The organism is Pseudomonas brassicacearum, from assembly GCF_003732175.1.
Taxonomy (GTDB): Bacteria; Pseudomonadota; Gammaproteobacteria; order Pseudomonadales; family Pseudomonadaceae; genus Aquipseudomonas; species Aquipseudomonas brassicacearum_G.
Genome location: NZ_MOBI01000015.1, coordinates 187,257 through 201,578 on the forward strand (window position 1 = coordinate 187,257; position 14,322 = coordinate 201,578).

Genomic DNA, 14,322 nt, shown 5'->3' on the forward strand with positions numbered 1-14,322 from the left:
AACAACCATTCGATATCTATTGCTTCGGCAGCTCCTGCTGCAGACTGCGTGTGCGGGTAAATTGACAGGCCGGTTATGTTTGGTCGAAGGCTTGTGTCATGATGATCCGACCGCAGGTTAGTCGTCCTCTTCCCATATGAATAGATCTTCCGCGTTGCTCCTCGCTTTTGTCTTCCTCAGCGGCTGCCAGGCCTTGGCACCCGTTTCGCCGAGCGGTACCCCGCCGGTCGAAGGCAGCACGAAGGCCCCTGAAAAGCCCAAGGTTTACAGCTCGTTCAGTGAAGATACGATCTTCAGCCTGCTGAGCGCGGAACTGGCTGGCCAGCGCAATCGTTTCGACATTGCCCTGGACAACTACGTGACCCAGGCCGTCAACACCCAGGATCCGGGCATCTCCGAGCGGGCCTTTCGCATTGCCGAATACCTGGGCGCCGATCAGGCAGCGCTTGATAGCTCGCTGATCTGGGCGAAAAACGCCCCGAACGACCTCGAAGCACAACGGGCCGCCGCCGTGCAACTGGCCCGCGCCGGGCGCTATGACGACTCCATGGCCTATATGGAGAAGGTTCTGCAGGGTAAGGGCGATACTCACTTCGACTTCCTCGCCCTGTCCGCGGCCGATACCGACCAGGACACCCGCAACGGTTTGATGAAGAGTTTTGACCGTTTGTTGCTGCGTCACCCGAAAAATGGTCAGCTGATTTTCGGCAAGGCCCTGTTGCTGCAACAGGACGGTGACACCAAGGGGGCACTGGCGCTGCTTGAGAAAAACCCTCCGCAAGACGGTGAAATCGCCCCGATTCTGTTGCGCGCACGCCTGCTGCAAAGCCTTAATCGCGGCAACGAAGCGCTGCCGCTGCTGGAAAAAAGCATTCGCAAATACCCGGACGACAAGCGCTTGCGCCTGACGTATGCCCGGCTGCTGGTCGAACACGACCGCATGGACGACGCTAAAGAGCAGTTCTCAAGCCTGGTCCAGCAGTATCCGGAAGACGACGAGTTGCGCTATTCCCTGGCGCTGGTTTGCCTGGAAGCCAAGGCCTGGAACGAGGCCAAGGGTTACCTGGAAGACCTGATCGCCCGGGAAAGCCATGTCGACTCGGCCCACCTGAACCTGGGTCGCATCGCCGAAGAACGCAATGACCCGCAAGGTGCCCTGATCGAGTACGCACTGGTCGGCCCGGGCAATGACTATTTGCCGGCGCAACTGCGTCAGTCCGACATCCTGATGAACAACGGACGCACCGCCGAAGCCCAAAGTCGCTTGGCCAGAGCGCGCGACGAACAACCGGATTACGCGATCCAGCTGTATCTGATCGAAGCCGAAACCCTGTCTGCCAACAAGCAGGACGATCGCGCCTGGGCCGTTCTCGATAAAGGCTTGAAGCAGTATCCGGACGATCTGAACCTGCTCTATACCCGGGCCATGCTGGCGGAAAAACGCAATGACCTGGCGCAGATGGAAAATGACCTGCGACTGATCATCAAGCGTGACCCGGACAACGCCATGGCGCTGAATGCCCTCGGTTACACTCTGTCCGACCGCACCACGCGTTACGCCGAAGCCAAGACGTTGATTGAGCACGCGCACCAGTTGAACCCGGAAGACCCGGCCGTTCTCGACAGCCTCGGCTGGGTGAATTACCGCCTGGGCAACCTCGATGTAGCTGAACGCTACTTGCGCCAGGCCCTGGAGCGTTTCCCCGATCAGGAAGTCGCGGCGCACCTGGGTGAAGTCCTGTGGGCCAATGGCAAGCAACGCGAAGCCAAACAAATCTGGGGCAAATTCCTCAAGGAACAACCCGACAGCCCTACCCTGCGCAGTACCATCAAGCGCCTGACCGGTTCCGAGACTCTTTAAAATCATGTTTTTGCGCCACATCATTGTTTTCAGCTTCATTGCCCTGCTCGCCGGTTGCGCGGGCTTTGGCGCCCGTGAATCCGTCGAGGGCCACGGCAATCCCGCGCAATGGCGCGAGCACAAACAGCAATTGACCAGCCTCGATGGCTGGCAAATCAACGGCAAGGTCGGTATCCGGGCCCCGAAAGACTCGGGCAGCGGCACCGTGTTCTGGCTGCAACGACAGGATTACTACGATATTCGCCTGTCCGGCCCGCTGGGTCGCGGCGCGGCACGCTTGACCGGTCGTCCCGGTCAGGTGTCGCTGGAAGTGGCCAACCAGGGCCGCTTTGAGGCGCCAACGCCCGAAGCCCTGCTCGAGGAACAACTGGGCTGGAAGCTACCGGTTTCGCATTTGGTCTGGTGGGTTCGCGGATTGCCTGCACCTGACAGTAAAAGCCGCCTGAACCTGGATGCCGACAGTCGCCTGGCCACGCTTGAGCAGGATGGCTGGCAAGTCGAGTACCTCAGCTACATCCAGCAAAACGGTTATTGGTTGCCCGAGCGGATCAAACTGCACGGCACCGACCTTGATATCACGCTGGTGATCAAGGACTGGCAACCTCGCAAATTGGGGCAATGACATGCCTGCCACTCGCCTGACCCTGCCCTCGCCGGCAAAACTGAATTTGATGCTGCATATCCTGGGCCGCCGTGAAGACGGCTACCACGAGTTGCAGACGCTGTTTCAATTTCTCGATTACGGCGACGAAATCACCTTCGCCATACGCGATGACGGTGTCATTCGCCTGCACACCGAGTTCGAAGGCGTCCCTCACGACAGTAACCTGATCGTCAAAGCCGCCAAAAAACTTCAGGAACAATCCGGTTGTTCGCTGGGCATTGATATCTGGATCGAAAAAATCCTGCCCATGGGCGGTGGAATCGGTGGCGGCAGTTCGAATGCGGCCACCACGTTGCTGGGCCTCAATCATCTCTGGCAACTGGGCTGGGACGAGGATCAACTGGCCACGCTGGGCCTGACGCTCGGCGCGGACGTCCCGGTTTTCGTGCGTGGGCACGCGGCTTTTGCTGAAGGCGTGGGAGAAAAGCTCACCCCTGTAGACCCGGAAGAACCGTGGTATCTCGTGCTGGTGCCGCAAGTATCTGTAAGTACAGCAGAAATTTTTTCAGATCCACTGTTGACACGTAACTCTTCTCCCATTAAAGTGCGCCCCGTTCCCAAGGGAAACAGTCGAAATGACTGCTTACCGGTGGTAACAAGGCGTTATCCAGAGGTACGTAACGCTTTGAATTTGTTAGGTAAATTTACCGAAGCAAAACTCACCGGAACTGGAAGTTGTGTGTTTGGGGGCTTCCCAAGCAAAGCTGAAGCTGATAAAGTCTCGGCCCTTCTTACAGAGACCCTTACAGGGTTTGTAGCAAAAGGAAGCAACGTTTCGATGTTGCATCGCAAGCTGCAAAGTCTGCTCTAAAAGAACCGGGTACTGGGTACTCGTTGCAACAGATACAGGGGCGTCGCCAAGCGGTAAGGCAGCAGGTTTTGATCCTGCCATGCGTTGGTTCGAATCCAGCCGCCCCTGCCATTTTCCTATACTCATCCAGGTTACCCTCAGCCTTCAGGTACTGCGCGTGTCCAAGATGATGGTCTTTACGGGGAACGCTAACCCCGATCTGGCTCGGCGTGTCGTACGTCAGCTGCATATCCCTCTCGGTGACATTTCTGTCGGTAAGTTCTCCGACGGCGAAATCACTGCCGAGATCAATGAAAACGTCCGCGGTAAAGACGTCTTCATTATTCAGCCGACTTGCGCTCCGACCAACGATAACCTGATGGAACTCGTCGTGATGGCTGATGCCTTCCGTCGCTCCTCAGCCACTCGAATCACTGCGGTGATCCCCTACTTTGGTTATGCCCGTCAGGATCGCCGTCCGCGTTCCGCACGTGTGGCTATCAGCGCGAAAGTCGTCGCTGACATGCTTACCGTAGTCGGCATCGATCGTGTTCTCACGGTTGATTTGCATGCTGACCAGATCCAGGGCTTCTTCGATATTCCGGTAGATAACATCTACGGCTCCCCGGTACTGGTGGATGACATCGAAGATCAACGCTTCGAAAACCTGATGATCGTGTCCCCGGACATTGGCGGCGTCGTGCGTGCACGTGCTGTTGCCAAATCCCTGGGCGTGGATCTCGGGATCATCGACAAGCGCCGTGAGAAAGCCAATCACTCTGAAGTGATGCATATCATCGGTGATGTCGAAGGGCGTACCTGTATTCTGGTTGATGACATGGTCGATACCGCCGGCACCTTGTGCCACGCGGCTAAAGCCTTGAAAGAGCATGGCGCTGCCAAAGTCTTTGCCTACTGCACACACCCTGTGCTGTCGGGTCGGGCCATCGAAAACATTGAAAACTCCGTGCTGGACGAGCTGGTGGTGACTAACACCATCCCGCTGTCCGCTGCAGCACAAGCCTGTGCACGTATCCGCCAACTGGATATCGCACCGGTAGTTGCCGAAGCGGTTCGCCGCATCAGCAACGAAGAATCGATCAGCGCGATGTTCCGCTAAGGGCCCTGCCCTTCGGATACATCTCGATGACGAAAAGCGCCCCGCCCCGGCATAACCTGTCGGGGCGGGGCTTTTTTGCCCATATCGCCTTTAGCGCTGGTCGCAAACGCTGTGGCGAATGTGGTTATTTTGGAGATACAACATGAACGATTTTACTCTGAATGCTGAAGTGCGTTCCGACCTGGGGAAAGGTGCGAGCCGCCGCCTGCGTCGTCTCGCAAGCCTGGTTCCAGCTGTAGTTTACGGTGGCGAAAAAGCCCCTGAATCCATCAGCATGCTGGCCAAAGAAGTTGCCAAACTGCTCGAAAACGAAGCGGCTTACAGCCACATCATCGAGCTGAATGTTGGCGGCACCAAGCAAAACGTAATCATCAAAGCTCTGCAACGTCACCCGGCCAAAGGCCACGTGATGCACGCTGACTTCGTACGCGTTGTTGCTGGTCAGAAACTGTCCGCTCACGTTCCTGTGCACTTCGTCAACGAAGCTGCTGCAGTGAAAAAAGGCGGCGAAATTTCGCACGTTGTTGCTGAAGTTGAAGTTTCCTGCCTGCCAAAAGACCTGCCTGAATTCATCGAAGTCGACCTGGCTAACGCCGAAATCGGCTCGATCATTCACCTGTCCGACCTCAAGGCCCCTAAAGGCGTTGAATTTGTTGCTCTGGCTCACGGTAACGACCTGGCTGTTGCCAACGTTCACGCTCCACGTGTTGCTCCAGAAGCTGCAGAAGGCGCTGCAGAGTAATTCACTCTGTACGCCGGAGTGACCCAGTAACATCGCGGACTGGAACGTAGCGAGAAAGCGGGCGGGAACGCGAAGTTTACATAATGGTAAATGAGCATTTTTCGTCCACTTTCGCCGCACACACCTATTGCGGCGATGTTATCCACCACTCCAAAGAAGGGCCCCTGATGTGACTGCCATAAAACTGATCGTTGGCCTGGGAAATCCAGGCGCCGAATACGAACAGACCCGGCATAACGCAGGGGCCTTTTTTGTTGAGCGCATCGCGCAAGCACAAGGCGTCAACCTTGTGGCCGATCGCAAATATTTCGGCCTGACCGGGCGCTTCTCGCATCAGGGTCAGGATGTTCGTCTGCTGATTCCCACCACCTACATGAACCGTAGCGGCCAGGCCGTGGCGGCTCTTGCCGGTTTTTTCCGCATCAAACCGGAAGAAATACTGGTGGCGCATGACGAACTCGACTTGCCACCCGGCGTTGCCAAGCTCAAACAGGGCGGCGGGCATGGCGGTCACAACGGGTTACGCGACATCATCGCGCAACTGGGCAATCAAAATACCTTTTACCGCTTGCGGCTCGGCATTGGCCACCCAGGCGTTGCCAGTATGGTTTCAAACTTTGTCCTGGGTCGTGCGCCACGCGCCGAACAGGAAAAACTCGATGCCAGCATCGACTTTGCCCTCGGCGTGCTGCCGGATATCCTCGCCGGAGAATGGAACCGCGCGATGAAAAACCTGCACAGCCAGAAGGCCTGACTCTAACTCCTCGGGGAAACACCATGGGATTCAATTGCGGCATCGTCGGCCTGCCTAACGTCGGCAAGTCCACCCTGTTCAACGCCCTGACCAAATCCGGTATCGCGGCCGAGAACTTCCCCTTCTGCACCATCGAACCGAATACCGGTATCGTGCCGATGCCGGATAAGCGTCTGGAGGCCCTGGCGGCCATCGTCAATCCAAAGCGCATCCTGCCGACCACCATGGAATTCGTCGACATCGCAGGCCTGGTTGCCGGCGCCTCGAAAGGTGAAGGTCTGGGCAACAAGTTTCTGGCCAACATCCGCGAAACCGATGCCATCGCTCACGTGGTCCGCTGCTTCGAAGACGAGAACGTGATTCACGTTTCCAACAGCGTCGACCCGAAACGCGACATCGAGATCATCGACCTCGAACTGATCTTCGCCGACCTCGACAGCTGCGAGAAGCAACTGCAGAAAGTCACCCGCAACGCCAAGGGCGGTGACAAGGACGCCGTGGTTCAGAAAGGCCTGCTGGAGCAGTTGATCGCTCACTTCACCATCGGCAAGCCTGCGCGCAGCCTGATGAAGAACATGAACACCGATGAGAAAGCGGTGATCCGTGGCTTCCACCTGCTGACCACCAAACCGGTCATGTACATCGCCAACGTCGCTGAAGACGGCTTCGAAAACAACCCGTTGCTCGACGTGGTCAAGGCCATTGCTGAAGAAGAAGGCGCAATGGTTGTGCCGGTCTGCAACAAGATCGAAGCGGAAATCGCCGAGCTTGAAGACAGCGAAGAAAAAGACATGTTCCTCGAAGCCCTGGGCCTCGAAGAACCTGGCCTGAACCGCGTAATCCGCGCTGGCTACGAAATGCTGCACCTGCAGACCTATTTCACCGCTGGTGTTGAAGAAGTCCGCGCCTGGACCGTCCGCGTCGGTGCCACTGCACCACAAGCTGCCGGCGTGATCCACACCGACTTCGAGAAAGGCTTCATCCGCGCCGAAGTCATCGCCTACAACGACTTCATCCAGTACAAGGGCGAAGCCGGTGCCAAAGAAGCCGGTAAATGGCGCCTGGAAGGCAAGGATTACATCGTCAAAGACGGCGACGTGATGCACTTCCGTTTCAACGTGTAAAACACACGTTCAAGAAAAAGCCGCGTTCAGACGCGGCTTTTTTATGCCTGAAAACATCATCCGCCACACCACCGAACAACTGTGGGAGTGAGCTTGCTCGCGATGATGTCGGCACATCCGACATTGATGTGACAGCTGGATTGCTATCGCGAGCAAGCTCGCTCCCACAGGGGATTTGAGGTGAGTCAGATTTTTTTGGTTCTCGGCAAGAAGATCGCCAACACCCCGAACAATGGTAAGAACGAACACAGCCTGTACACGTATTCAATGCCGTGAATGTCCGCCAGATGCCCCAGCAGTGCCGCACCAATCCCGCCAAAACCGAACATCAGGCCGAAGAACACCCCGGCGATCATGCCGACATTACCCGGCACCAGTTCTTGCGCGTAGACCACGATGGCCGAGAATGCCGAGGCCAGGATGAAGCCGATCACCACGCTCAAGATGCTGGTCCAGAACAGGTCGACGTGAGGCAGGATCAAAGTGAACGGTGCAACACCGAGGATCGAGAACCAGATCACCGCCTTACGGCCGACCTTGTCGCCAATCGGCCCACCAAAGAAGGTCCCCGCCGCGACCGCTCCGAGAAACAGGAACAGGTGCAGCTGCGAACTGGCCACCGACAGGTCGAACTTCTCGATCAGGTAGAACGTGAAGTAACTGGTGAAGCTGGCCATGTAGAAATACTTGGAAAACACCAACAGCCCCAACACCACCAACGCGCTCACCACCCTGCCCTTCGACAGCCCGTGAGTCGCCGCCTGACCTTGCTTGAGCTTGAACAGGCTCAAGTGATTGGCGTACCAGCGACTGATGCCGTACAGCACCACCAACGCAAACACTGCGAACAATCCGAACCAGGCGACATTGCCCTGACCGAACGGAATGATGATCGCCGCCGCCAGCAACGGCCCAAATGCGGAGCCGGCGTTGCCACCGACCTGGAAGGTCGATTGCGCCAACCCGAAACGCCCACCCGAGGCCAACCGTGCCACGCGAGAAGCTTCCGGGTGAAAGGTCGAGGAGCCGACTCCGATCAATCCCGCCGCCAACAGAATCAACGGAAAACTGCCGACCTGGGACATCATCAAAATGCCGACCAGGGTGCAGATCGCTCCTGCCGGCAGCAGATACGGCTGGGGATGGCGATCGGTGTAGTAACCGACCCATGGCTGCAACAGCGATGCCGTGAGCTGAAAGGTCAGGGTAATCAGACCAACCTGGGTGAAGGTCAGCCCGTAATTGGCCTTGAGCATCGGGTAGATCGACGGCAACACCGACTGAATCAGGTCGTTGATCAAATGCGCCAGCGCCACCGCGCCGATGATTCGCATGACCAACGGACTGCTTTGCGAAGTCGCGAGTGCCGGCGATGCGGCCGTTTGAGCGTTACTGGTAGCCATGAGCGTTTCCATACAGCGGATGGGGGCGTACTTGCAGGTGCGCCAATGTGCCATTTTTCAGTGCAGCAATGCCATCCCCTTAGCCTGCTAACGACCTCTGGATTGTCGACCGTCACGTAATAGCGCAGTGCCATGGTCTGAATCTTGCCTTGCTTATCCGCTTCAACGCGGCCCCTTACAAAGGGGATCGAGAATGGGAAGTTTCACCACAACGCCGGTCCCACATGACCCGCCGAGGTGAACTTTCGAGGCCTTTTATGAGGGCACAGGGTGCGGCCACAACGCCGCGACCGCACGCCGTTGGTGCGTGGTGCCCAGAGGAGTAGTCGGGCATGCAGGCTTTTCTGGCACCGGGGATTGGACTGCTTGGGCGTTTCGGTTTCGCCCGCAAGTTTCAGTTGTTGTTTCTACTGTTTATCCTGCCGCTGGCGGGCAGCCTGTGGATGATTGGCCAGGATTACCGCGACAAGCTCAGCCTGATTGCAGGAGAGCGTGCCGGTGTGCGCCAGTTGATTGCCCTCGACGCGCTGGACAACCTGCTCGCCGCCCAACGCGACCGCGCCGCCCGCTGGCGCGCCACCGAAACCAATCGCCAGCCAACACCCGCCACTGTCGCCGCGATGGCCGCGTTCGATGCAGTGCAGCCTGCTCTGAATCAAGCCGCGAACGATCTTGGCCATGCGCTGACAACCGCAGGGGCCGAGGCCGATACCCTGAGTCGTTATCAAACCCTGCAAACCGCACTCAATGGTCTGGACTCGAAAAGCCTGAGCAGCGTCGGTTGGTGGCCGGATGGCTATGAGCGTTTCACTGCGGCCCTAGGCGCGCTGCAAGCACTGCGCGAACAGATCGCCATGGACAACCGCCTGATACTGGCTCCCTGGCTGGAGACCTACCTGCTGACGCAGATCTCGACCCAGCACGCGCCCGACCTGATCGAGCGGGTCGGACGCCTCGCCAGCATCGGTCAGGCATCGGTGGTGTCCGGACAGTTCTCACTGCAAAGCCGCCTGCAACTGCGCGACCTGCGCGGCCGCATTGGTGACGCTCGCGAGCAACTGATCAAGACTGGCAGCCTGCTCGAAGCACGGCTGCCGAGTGCGTTGCAGGCCTGGGCCGGGCAATACCACGACAGCCTCAAGCATCTGGACACCGGACTGAAAGGGTTGGATGACGGCATGTTCGGCGCCAGCATCACGCTTAAACCGGAAGACTTCGAACGCAACCTCGACGCCCTCCTCTCTGACCTCGCCTCGCTGCGCCAGCAATCGCTGGTATCACTGGACCAGCGTCTGGACTATTACCACGGCTCGGCCATTCGCCAGTTCATCCTGGTGGCGAGCGTCCTCGGCTGCTTGCTGCTGGCTGCGCTGTATTTGTTCATCTGCCTGCAAGCCTCGATCCACCGCAGCGCCAGCGGCATCACATTGCTCGCCGAAGCCCTGCGCGATGGCAACCTGAGCCTGCAAGTGCCTGTGCACGGTCGCGATGAGCTGGCAGCGATCAGCAACGCGCTCAACGTTGCAGTGGTGCAACTGCGCACCAGCCTGCTGGGGGTCGATCACGAAACCCTGCAACTGGGCAACGCGGTGCGAGCCCTCAATACTCACGCCAGCGAGGCTCTGGGCGAAGTCGAAGCCCAACAGTTGCAGATCAGCCAGATCGCCGCTGCGGCCACGCAACTGGCCGCAACTTCGCAAGGGGTCGCCCAGAGTTGCGAACAAGCCTCAGGCAGCGCTCAGCAGACCCAGCGCATTGCCGCCGAGAGCAGCCGTGACAGCCAACGCACCACGGCGAGCATTCAGCAGCTCAATCAACGCCTGAACGATACTGCCGCCGCCCTTGGCCGGGTCAGCGAACAAGGGCAGCAGATTCAACTGGTGGTGGACACCATTCGCGGTGTGGCCGAGCAGACCAACCTGCTGGCGCTCAATGCCGCCATCGAAGCCGCCCGCGCAGGCGAACAAGGCCGGGGCTTTGCGGTGGTCGCCGATGAAGTACGCAGCCTGTCGCAGCGCACCCAATCCTCCACCGCACAGATCGCCGGCACCGTCGACAGCCTGCGCAGCACTGTCAACGAAGCCGTGAGCCTGATGGAAGCCGCCTGCGGCCAGGCCCAAACCGACGCACAAGCGGTTACCGGTCTCGGCGAACGGTTGGGGGAAATCGCCAGCGCAGTGCAAAGCGTCACCGATACCCTGGCGCAGATCGCGACTGCGGTGGAAGAGCAAGCCAGCACCGCCGATGAGGTCAGTGGCAACATCCAGCAAGTCGATCAGGCCGCCGTGCGCCTGCTTGAAGGCGCACGGGCGGTGAACCTCGCAGCGGACACCTTGAGTTCGGGTAGCAAGGCTTTGAGCGAGAATACCGGGCGGTTTCAGCTGGGTTGAAGCTGAAAACTCATCCGTTTTTATGGGCCGGGTTGATAAGCGGTTGAAAGCGTAGAGAAATATTTTAGATTTACGCTTGACACTTCATCGTTACGAGCCAATAATGCGCGCCACTTGGCTACATAGCTCAGTTGGTTAGAGCATAGCATTCATAATGCTGGGGTCCGGGGTTCAAGTCCCTGTGTAGCCACCAAGTACTAAAAACGGCTTACCGAAAGGTAGGCCGTTTTTTTATGCCTGAAGAAAAGTACCCGGCTCACATCGCAATGTGAGCCGGCGTATTCATCAAGCGCCGAGGCGTTCGACTATAGCGTGGGCAATGCCGACAACGCCTTTTCCCATATCTGCCGGGTGCGAACCCAGACCATTTCCTGCCAGTCACTGTCGGCGGGATAGAATTGCTCAACAAGCTTCAGTTTGATCGCCCGCCCCACTGCATCCCCCGGATTGCCGTGCAGGTGCAACCAGTGATCGTCACGCAGATGAGCATGCACCGCCTCTCCCGGGTAGGTGCCGCACTCGATGACAAACGGCATCAGGCGCACCTGCGGCAGCGCATCGAGCAGCGCCTGCGAAGTGTAACCAGTGGCCGATGCCGCAATCCCGGTTTCGCTGTGGGTCTGCGCGCCGGTCTGAATGGTGTAGAGCCACGGACCGTAAATGGCCTGCGCCTGTTCCAGCGCAGGGTAAGCCGCTTGCGTAACGGTCAGCAGCATCGGATGGCCGTACTCTCCCGCACCGGAATGCAGGTCGAAACACATGGCGACCTCGGCCTGGGAGAGATGCGCCGCAATGATCTGATGCAAGGTCCGGCTCGACCAGCTCGGCGCCCGCCCACCGTAAAACAGACCGTCGGGATGGCTGTGCTGACCGCCCTCGACAATCGACATCACTGCCGGCCAGCCATGCTCGCTTAACTGCGCGGCGAGTAAAGCATCGGCGCGCTCACGCTCCGGGCCCTGCAACTGGGAGAAGGCATAAATAGGGTGCAGCGCCGCGTAGGCCTGATTGTCGGGCAACGGCCGATCAAAGTTCAGGTGATTGCGGTTCAGGTCGATGTTGTCTTCGTTGACACGACGCAGCCACGCCGTACCCCAAGGATTGATCAAGTGGATCATTACCACCGCGACGTCATCGGGCAGTGGGCGTTTGCCGAACTCGTTCAGCCAATTGATCTGACACTCCGAACCGTAGAAGCCCTCAACCCCGTGAGTGCCACTCAGCATCACCAGCAGGCGCTTTGCGCCGGGGTCGCCGAGCACCGCCACGTCAGTACTCAAGGACTCGCCAAACGGCCCTTTGAGTGGATGCGGGTATTCGGTCAACGTCGCGCCGGCTGCGGTCGCTGCCGCCAGGAATTGTTCGCGCTGCGAACGGTAACTTGGCTGCGTTGGGAACTCGGTCTGCATGTCGGCCTCTTGTTGTTATTGATGTGTTTTTAGCAAAGATCCAGCGCCCCCGACCCTACAGAAAAACCCAGCGCCGAAGAAGAGAAAAGGTGTCCATCCGTCAACCAATACGCACAAGACCAGCGTTGCAGCCGGGTCGTGGCGCAGATACAGTCCGTTGATCCTTTATCCCACGGACGGAGTGCTCCACGTGTTCCCAGCCTTCCATTTGAACCGCTACCGCCTGACTGCCCTGTCGCTGCTAGCCACCGCACTGACCCTTGCGGCCTGCAACACCCCGCCCGCTTCACCGTCCATCAGCGCCTTGCCCGTGGCCCCGGAAATCGCCTCGGGGTATCGCACCGACCTGCACACCCAATACGCTGCCAAACACATGGCCGCAGCGGCCAACCCACTGGCAGCCGCAGCGGGACGCGAGATGCTGCGCCAAGGCGGTTCGGCGATCGACGCCGCCATCGCCATGCAAGCGGTGCTGACACTGGTTGAACCGCAATCCTCGGGGATCGGTGGCGGCGCGTTGATCGTTCTCTGGGACGGCAAGGCAGTGCGCACCTACGACGGCCGCGAAACCGCACCCGCTGGCGCAACTGAAAAGCTCTTCCTGCAAGCCGACGGTAAACCCATGCCATTCCCCGATGCGCAGATTGGCGGACGCTCGGTTGCAACGCCAGGGGTGTTGCGTGCATTGGAGCTGGCCTATCAAAAGCACGGTCGTTTGCCATGGGCGAAGCTGTTCGAGCCAGCCATTGCCCTGGCGGAAAAGGGCTTTGCGATCTCGCCGCGCCTGCACACGATGATCGCTTCCGATCCGTTCCTGCCGCGCTCCCCTGACATGGCTGCGTACTTCCTGAATGCTGATGGCAGCCCGAAAGCCGTTGGCACGTTGCTGAAAAACCCGGCACTGGCCAAGGTCCTCAAACGTGTTGCCACTGAAGGCCCGAGTGCGTTGTATCAAGGTCCGATTGCTCAGGAGATCGTCGCCAAGGTTCAAGGCAATGCCAACCCCGGCAGCCTGTCGTTGAACGACCTCAACGGCTACAGCGCCAAAGAGCGTGCTCCGCTGTGCACCGACTACAAGCGCTGGCAAGTGTGCGGCATGCCGCCGCCATCGTCGGGCGGGATCGCCGTGGCGCAGATCCTCGGCACCTTGCAGGCACTCGAAAGCTATGACAGTCGCTTCACTCTGGCGCGACTGAAACCGCTCAAGACCGATAAACCGGCGGGAATCGAACCTGCGCCTGAAGCCGTGCACCTGATCGCCGAAGCCGAGCGCCTGGCGTACGCCGACCGCGCGCAGTACGTCGCCGACTCGGACTTCGTGCCGGTCCCGGTCGCCGGCCTGGTCTCCCCCGCCTACCTGGCCAGCCGCGCAACGTTGATCAGCGATCGCAGCATGGGCAGCGCCAAACCCGGCACGCCACCGGGCATTCAGGTGGCCTACGCCCCTGACCGCTCTCCTCTGCGGATCTCTACCTCGCAAGTGGTTGCCGTCGATGATCAGGGCGCTGCCGTGTCGATGACCACCACCGTTGAAGCGGCCTTCGGCTCGCACCTGATGGTGCAGGGTTTCATGCTCAACAATCAGATGACCGACTTCTCGTTCATCCCCGAAGAAAACGGCCAACCCGTGGCCAACCGTGTCGAACCCGGCAAGCGCCCGCGTTCCTCCATGGCGCCGACGCTGATCTTTGATCGTCAGAGCGGTGAACTGGTCGCGACGGTCGGCTCGCCCGGCGGCTCGCAAATCATCGAGTACGTTGCCAAGTCGGTAGTCGGAATGCTCGACTGGAACCTCGACCCGCAAGCCGCCATCAACCTGCCCAACTTCGGCAGCCGCAACGGCCCGACCGAACTGGAACAGGGCCAGTTCAGCCCGGCGCTGATTCAGGACCTCAAGGACAAAGGGCATACGGTCAATCAAATCGACATGACCAGCGGCACCCAGGCCATCGTTCGCGTACGCGACGCGCAGGGCAAAGCATCCTGGGCCGGGGGCGCCGATCCACGGCGTGAAGGTGAAGCGCTGGGGGATTGATCGGCTCTGGAAATGACCAAGGGCTTACCG

The 14,322-nt window shown here is 59.1% G+C and carries 11 protein-coding genes and 2 tRNA genes; 11 read left to right on the forward strand and 2 right to left on the reverse strand.

The genetic code is table 11. The features are described from left to right. Positions 1-136: 136 nt before the first annotated feature. The 8 genes from BK658_RS14275 to ychF all read left to right on the forward strand — a co-directional run bounded on the left by BK658_RS14275 (position 137) and on the right by ychF (position 7,055). The gene (locus BK658_RS14275; RefSeq protein ID WP_123582823.1) at positions 137-1,861 is read left to right on the forward strand and encodes a tetratricopeptide repeat protein; all 1,725 of its coding nucleotides are present in this window, start codon (positions 137-139) and stop codon (positions 1,859-1,861) included. A 4-nt stretch (positions 1,862-1,865) separates the two neighbouring features. After that, complete coding sequence (gene lolB, locus BK658_RS14280) at positions 1,866-2,483, forward strand: lipoprotein insertase outer membrane protein LolB (RefSeq protein ID WP_123582824.1); 618 nt, start codon at positions 1,866-1,868, stop codon at positions 2,481-2,483. Between the two features lies 1 nt (position 2,484). Continuing rightward, positions 2,485-3,336 (forward strand): 4-(cytidine 5'-diphospho)-2-C-methyl-D-erythritol kinase, encoded by an 852-nt coding sequence (ispE, locus tag BK658_RS14285; protein ID WP_123582825.1) that lies wholly within the window; start codon positions 2,485-2,487, stop codon positions 3,334-3,336. 36 nt (positions 3,337-3,372) lie between these two features. Continuing rightward, positions 3,373-3,447, forward strand: a tRNA-Gln gene (locus tag BK658_RS14290). A gap of 46 nt (positions 3,448-3,493) precedes the next feature. After that, positions 3,494-4,435 carry a ribose-phosphate pyrophosphokinase gene (locus BK658_RS14295; RefSeq protein ID WP_003171603.1) on the forward strand — a complete coding sequence of 314 codons (942 nt, stop codon included), beginning with the start codon at positions 3,494-3,496 and terminating at the stop codon, positions 4,433-4,435. A gap of 142 nt (positions 4,436-4,577) precedes the next feature. Next, positions 4,578-5,177, forward strand: coding sequence for a 50S ribosomal protein L25/general stress protein Ctc (locus BK658_RS14300; protein ID WP_054595617.1), 600 nt, complete (start codon positions 4,578-4,580; stop codon positions 5,175-5,177). Between the two features lie 169 nt (positions 5,178-5,346). Then, positions 5,347-5,931 (forward strand): aminoacyl-tRNA hydrolase, encoded by a 585-nt coding sequence (pth, locus tag BK658_RS14305; RefSeq protein WP_123582826.1) that lies wholly within the window; start codon positions 5,347-5,349, stop codon positions 5,929-5,931. A 23-nt stretch (positions 5,932-5,954) separates the two neighbouring features. After that, positions 5,955-7,055 carry a redox-regulated ATPase YchF gene (gene ychF / locus BK658_RS14310; protein ID WP_123582827.1) on the forward strand — a complete coding sequence of 367 codons (1,101 nt, stop codon included), beginning with the start codon at positions 5,955-5,957 and terminating at the stop codon, positions 7,053-7,055. Between the two features lie 185 nt (positions 7,056-7,240). On the opposite strand, the gene BK658_RS14315 is transcribed toward ychF, so the two are convergent. Beyond that, positions 7,241-8,458 (reverse strand): MFS transporter, encoded by a 1,218-nt coding sequence (locus tag BK658_RS14315; RefSeq protein WP_123582828.1) that lies wholly within the window; start codon positions 8,456-8,458, stop codon positions 7,241-7,243. Between the two features lie 332 nt (positions 8,459-8,790). Here BK658_RS14315 and BK658_RS14320 point away from each other — a divergent pair, with 332 nt between their 5' ends. Then, complete coding sequence (locus BK658_RS14320) at positions 8,791-10,848, forward strand: methyl-accepting chemotaxis protein (protein ID WP_123582829.1); 2,058 nt, start codon at positions 8,791-8,793, stop codon at positions 10,846-10,848. 116 nt (positions 10,849-10,964) lie between these two features. Continuing rightward, positions 10,965-11,041 (forward strand) — tRNA-Met (locus tag BK658_RS14325). Between the two features lie 112 nt (positions 11,042-11,153). Here the strand turns inward: BK658_RS14325 and BK658_RS14330 are convergent. Further along, on the reverse strand, positions 11,154-12,257 hold the full coding sequence (locus tag BK658_RS14330) for a DUF2817 domain-containing protein (RefSeq protein ID WP_123582830.1): 1,104 nt from the start codon (positions 12,255-12,257) through the stop codon (positions 11,154-11,156). A 190-nt stretch (positions 12,258-12,447) separates the two neighbouring features. Between BK658_RS14330 and ggt the strand changes: the two genes are divergently transcribed. Beyond that, positions 12,448-14,292 carry a gamma-glutamyltransferase gene (gene ggt, locus BK658_RS14335; protein ID WP_123582831.1) on the forward strand — a complete coding sequence of 615 codons (1,845 nt, stop codon included), beginning with the start codon at positions 12,448-12,450 and terminating at the stop codon, positions 14,290-14,292. The last annotated feature ends 30 nt before the right edge of the window (positions 14,293-14,322 follow it).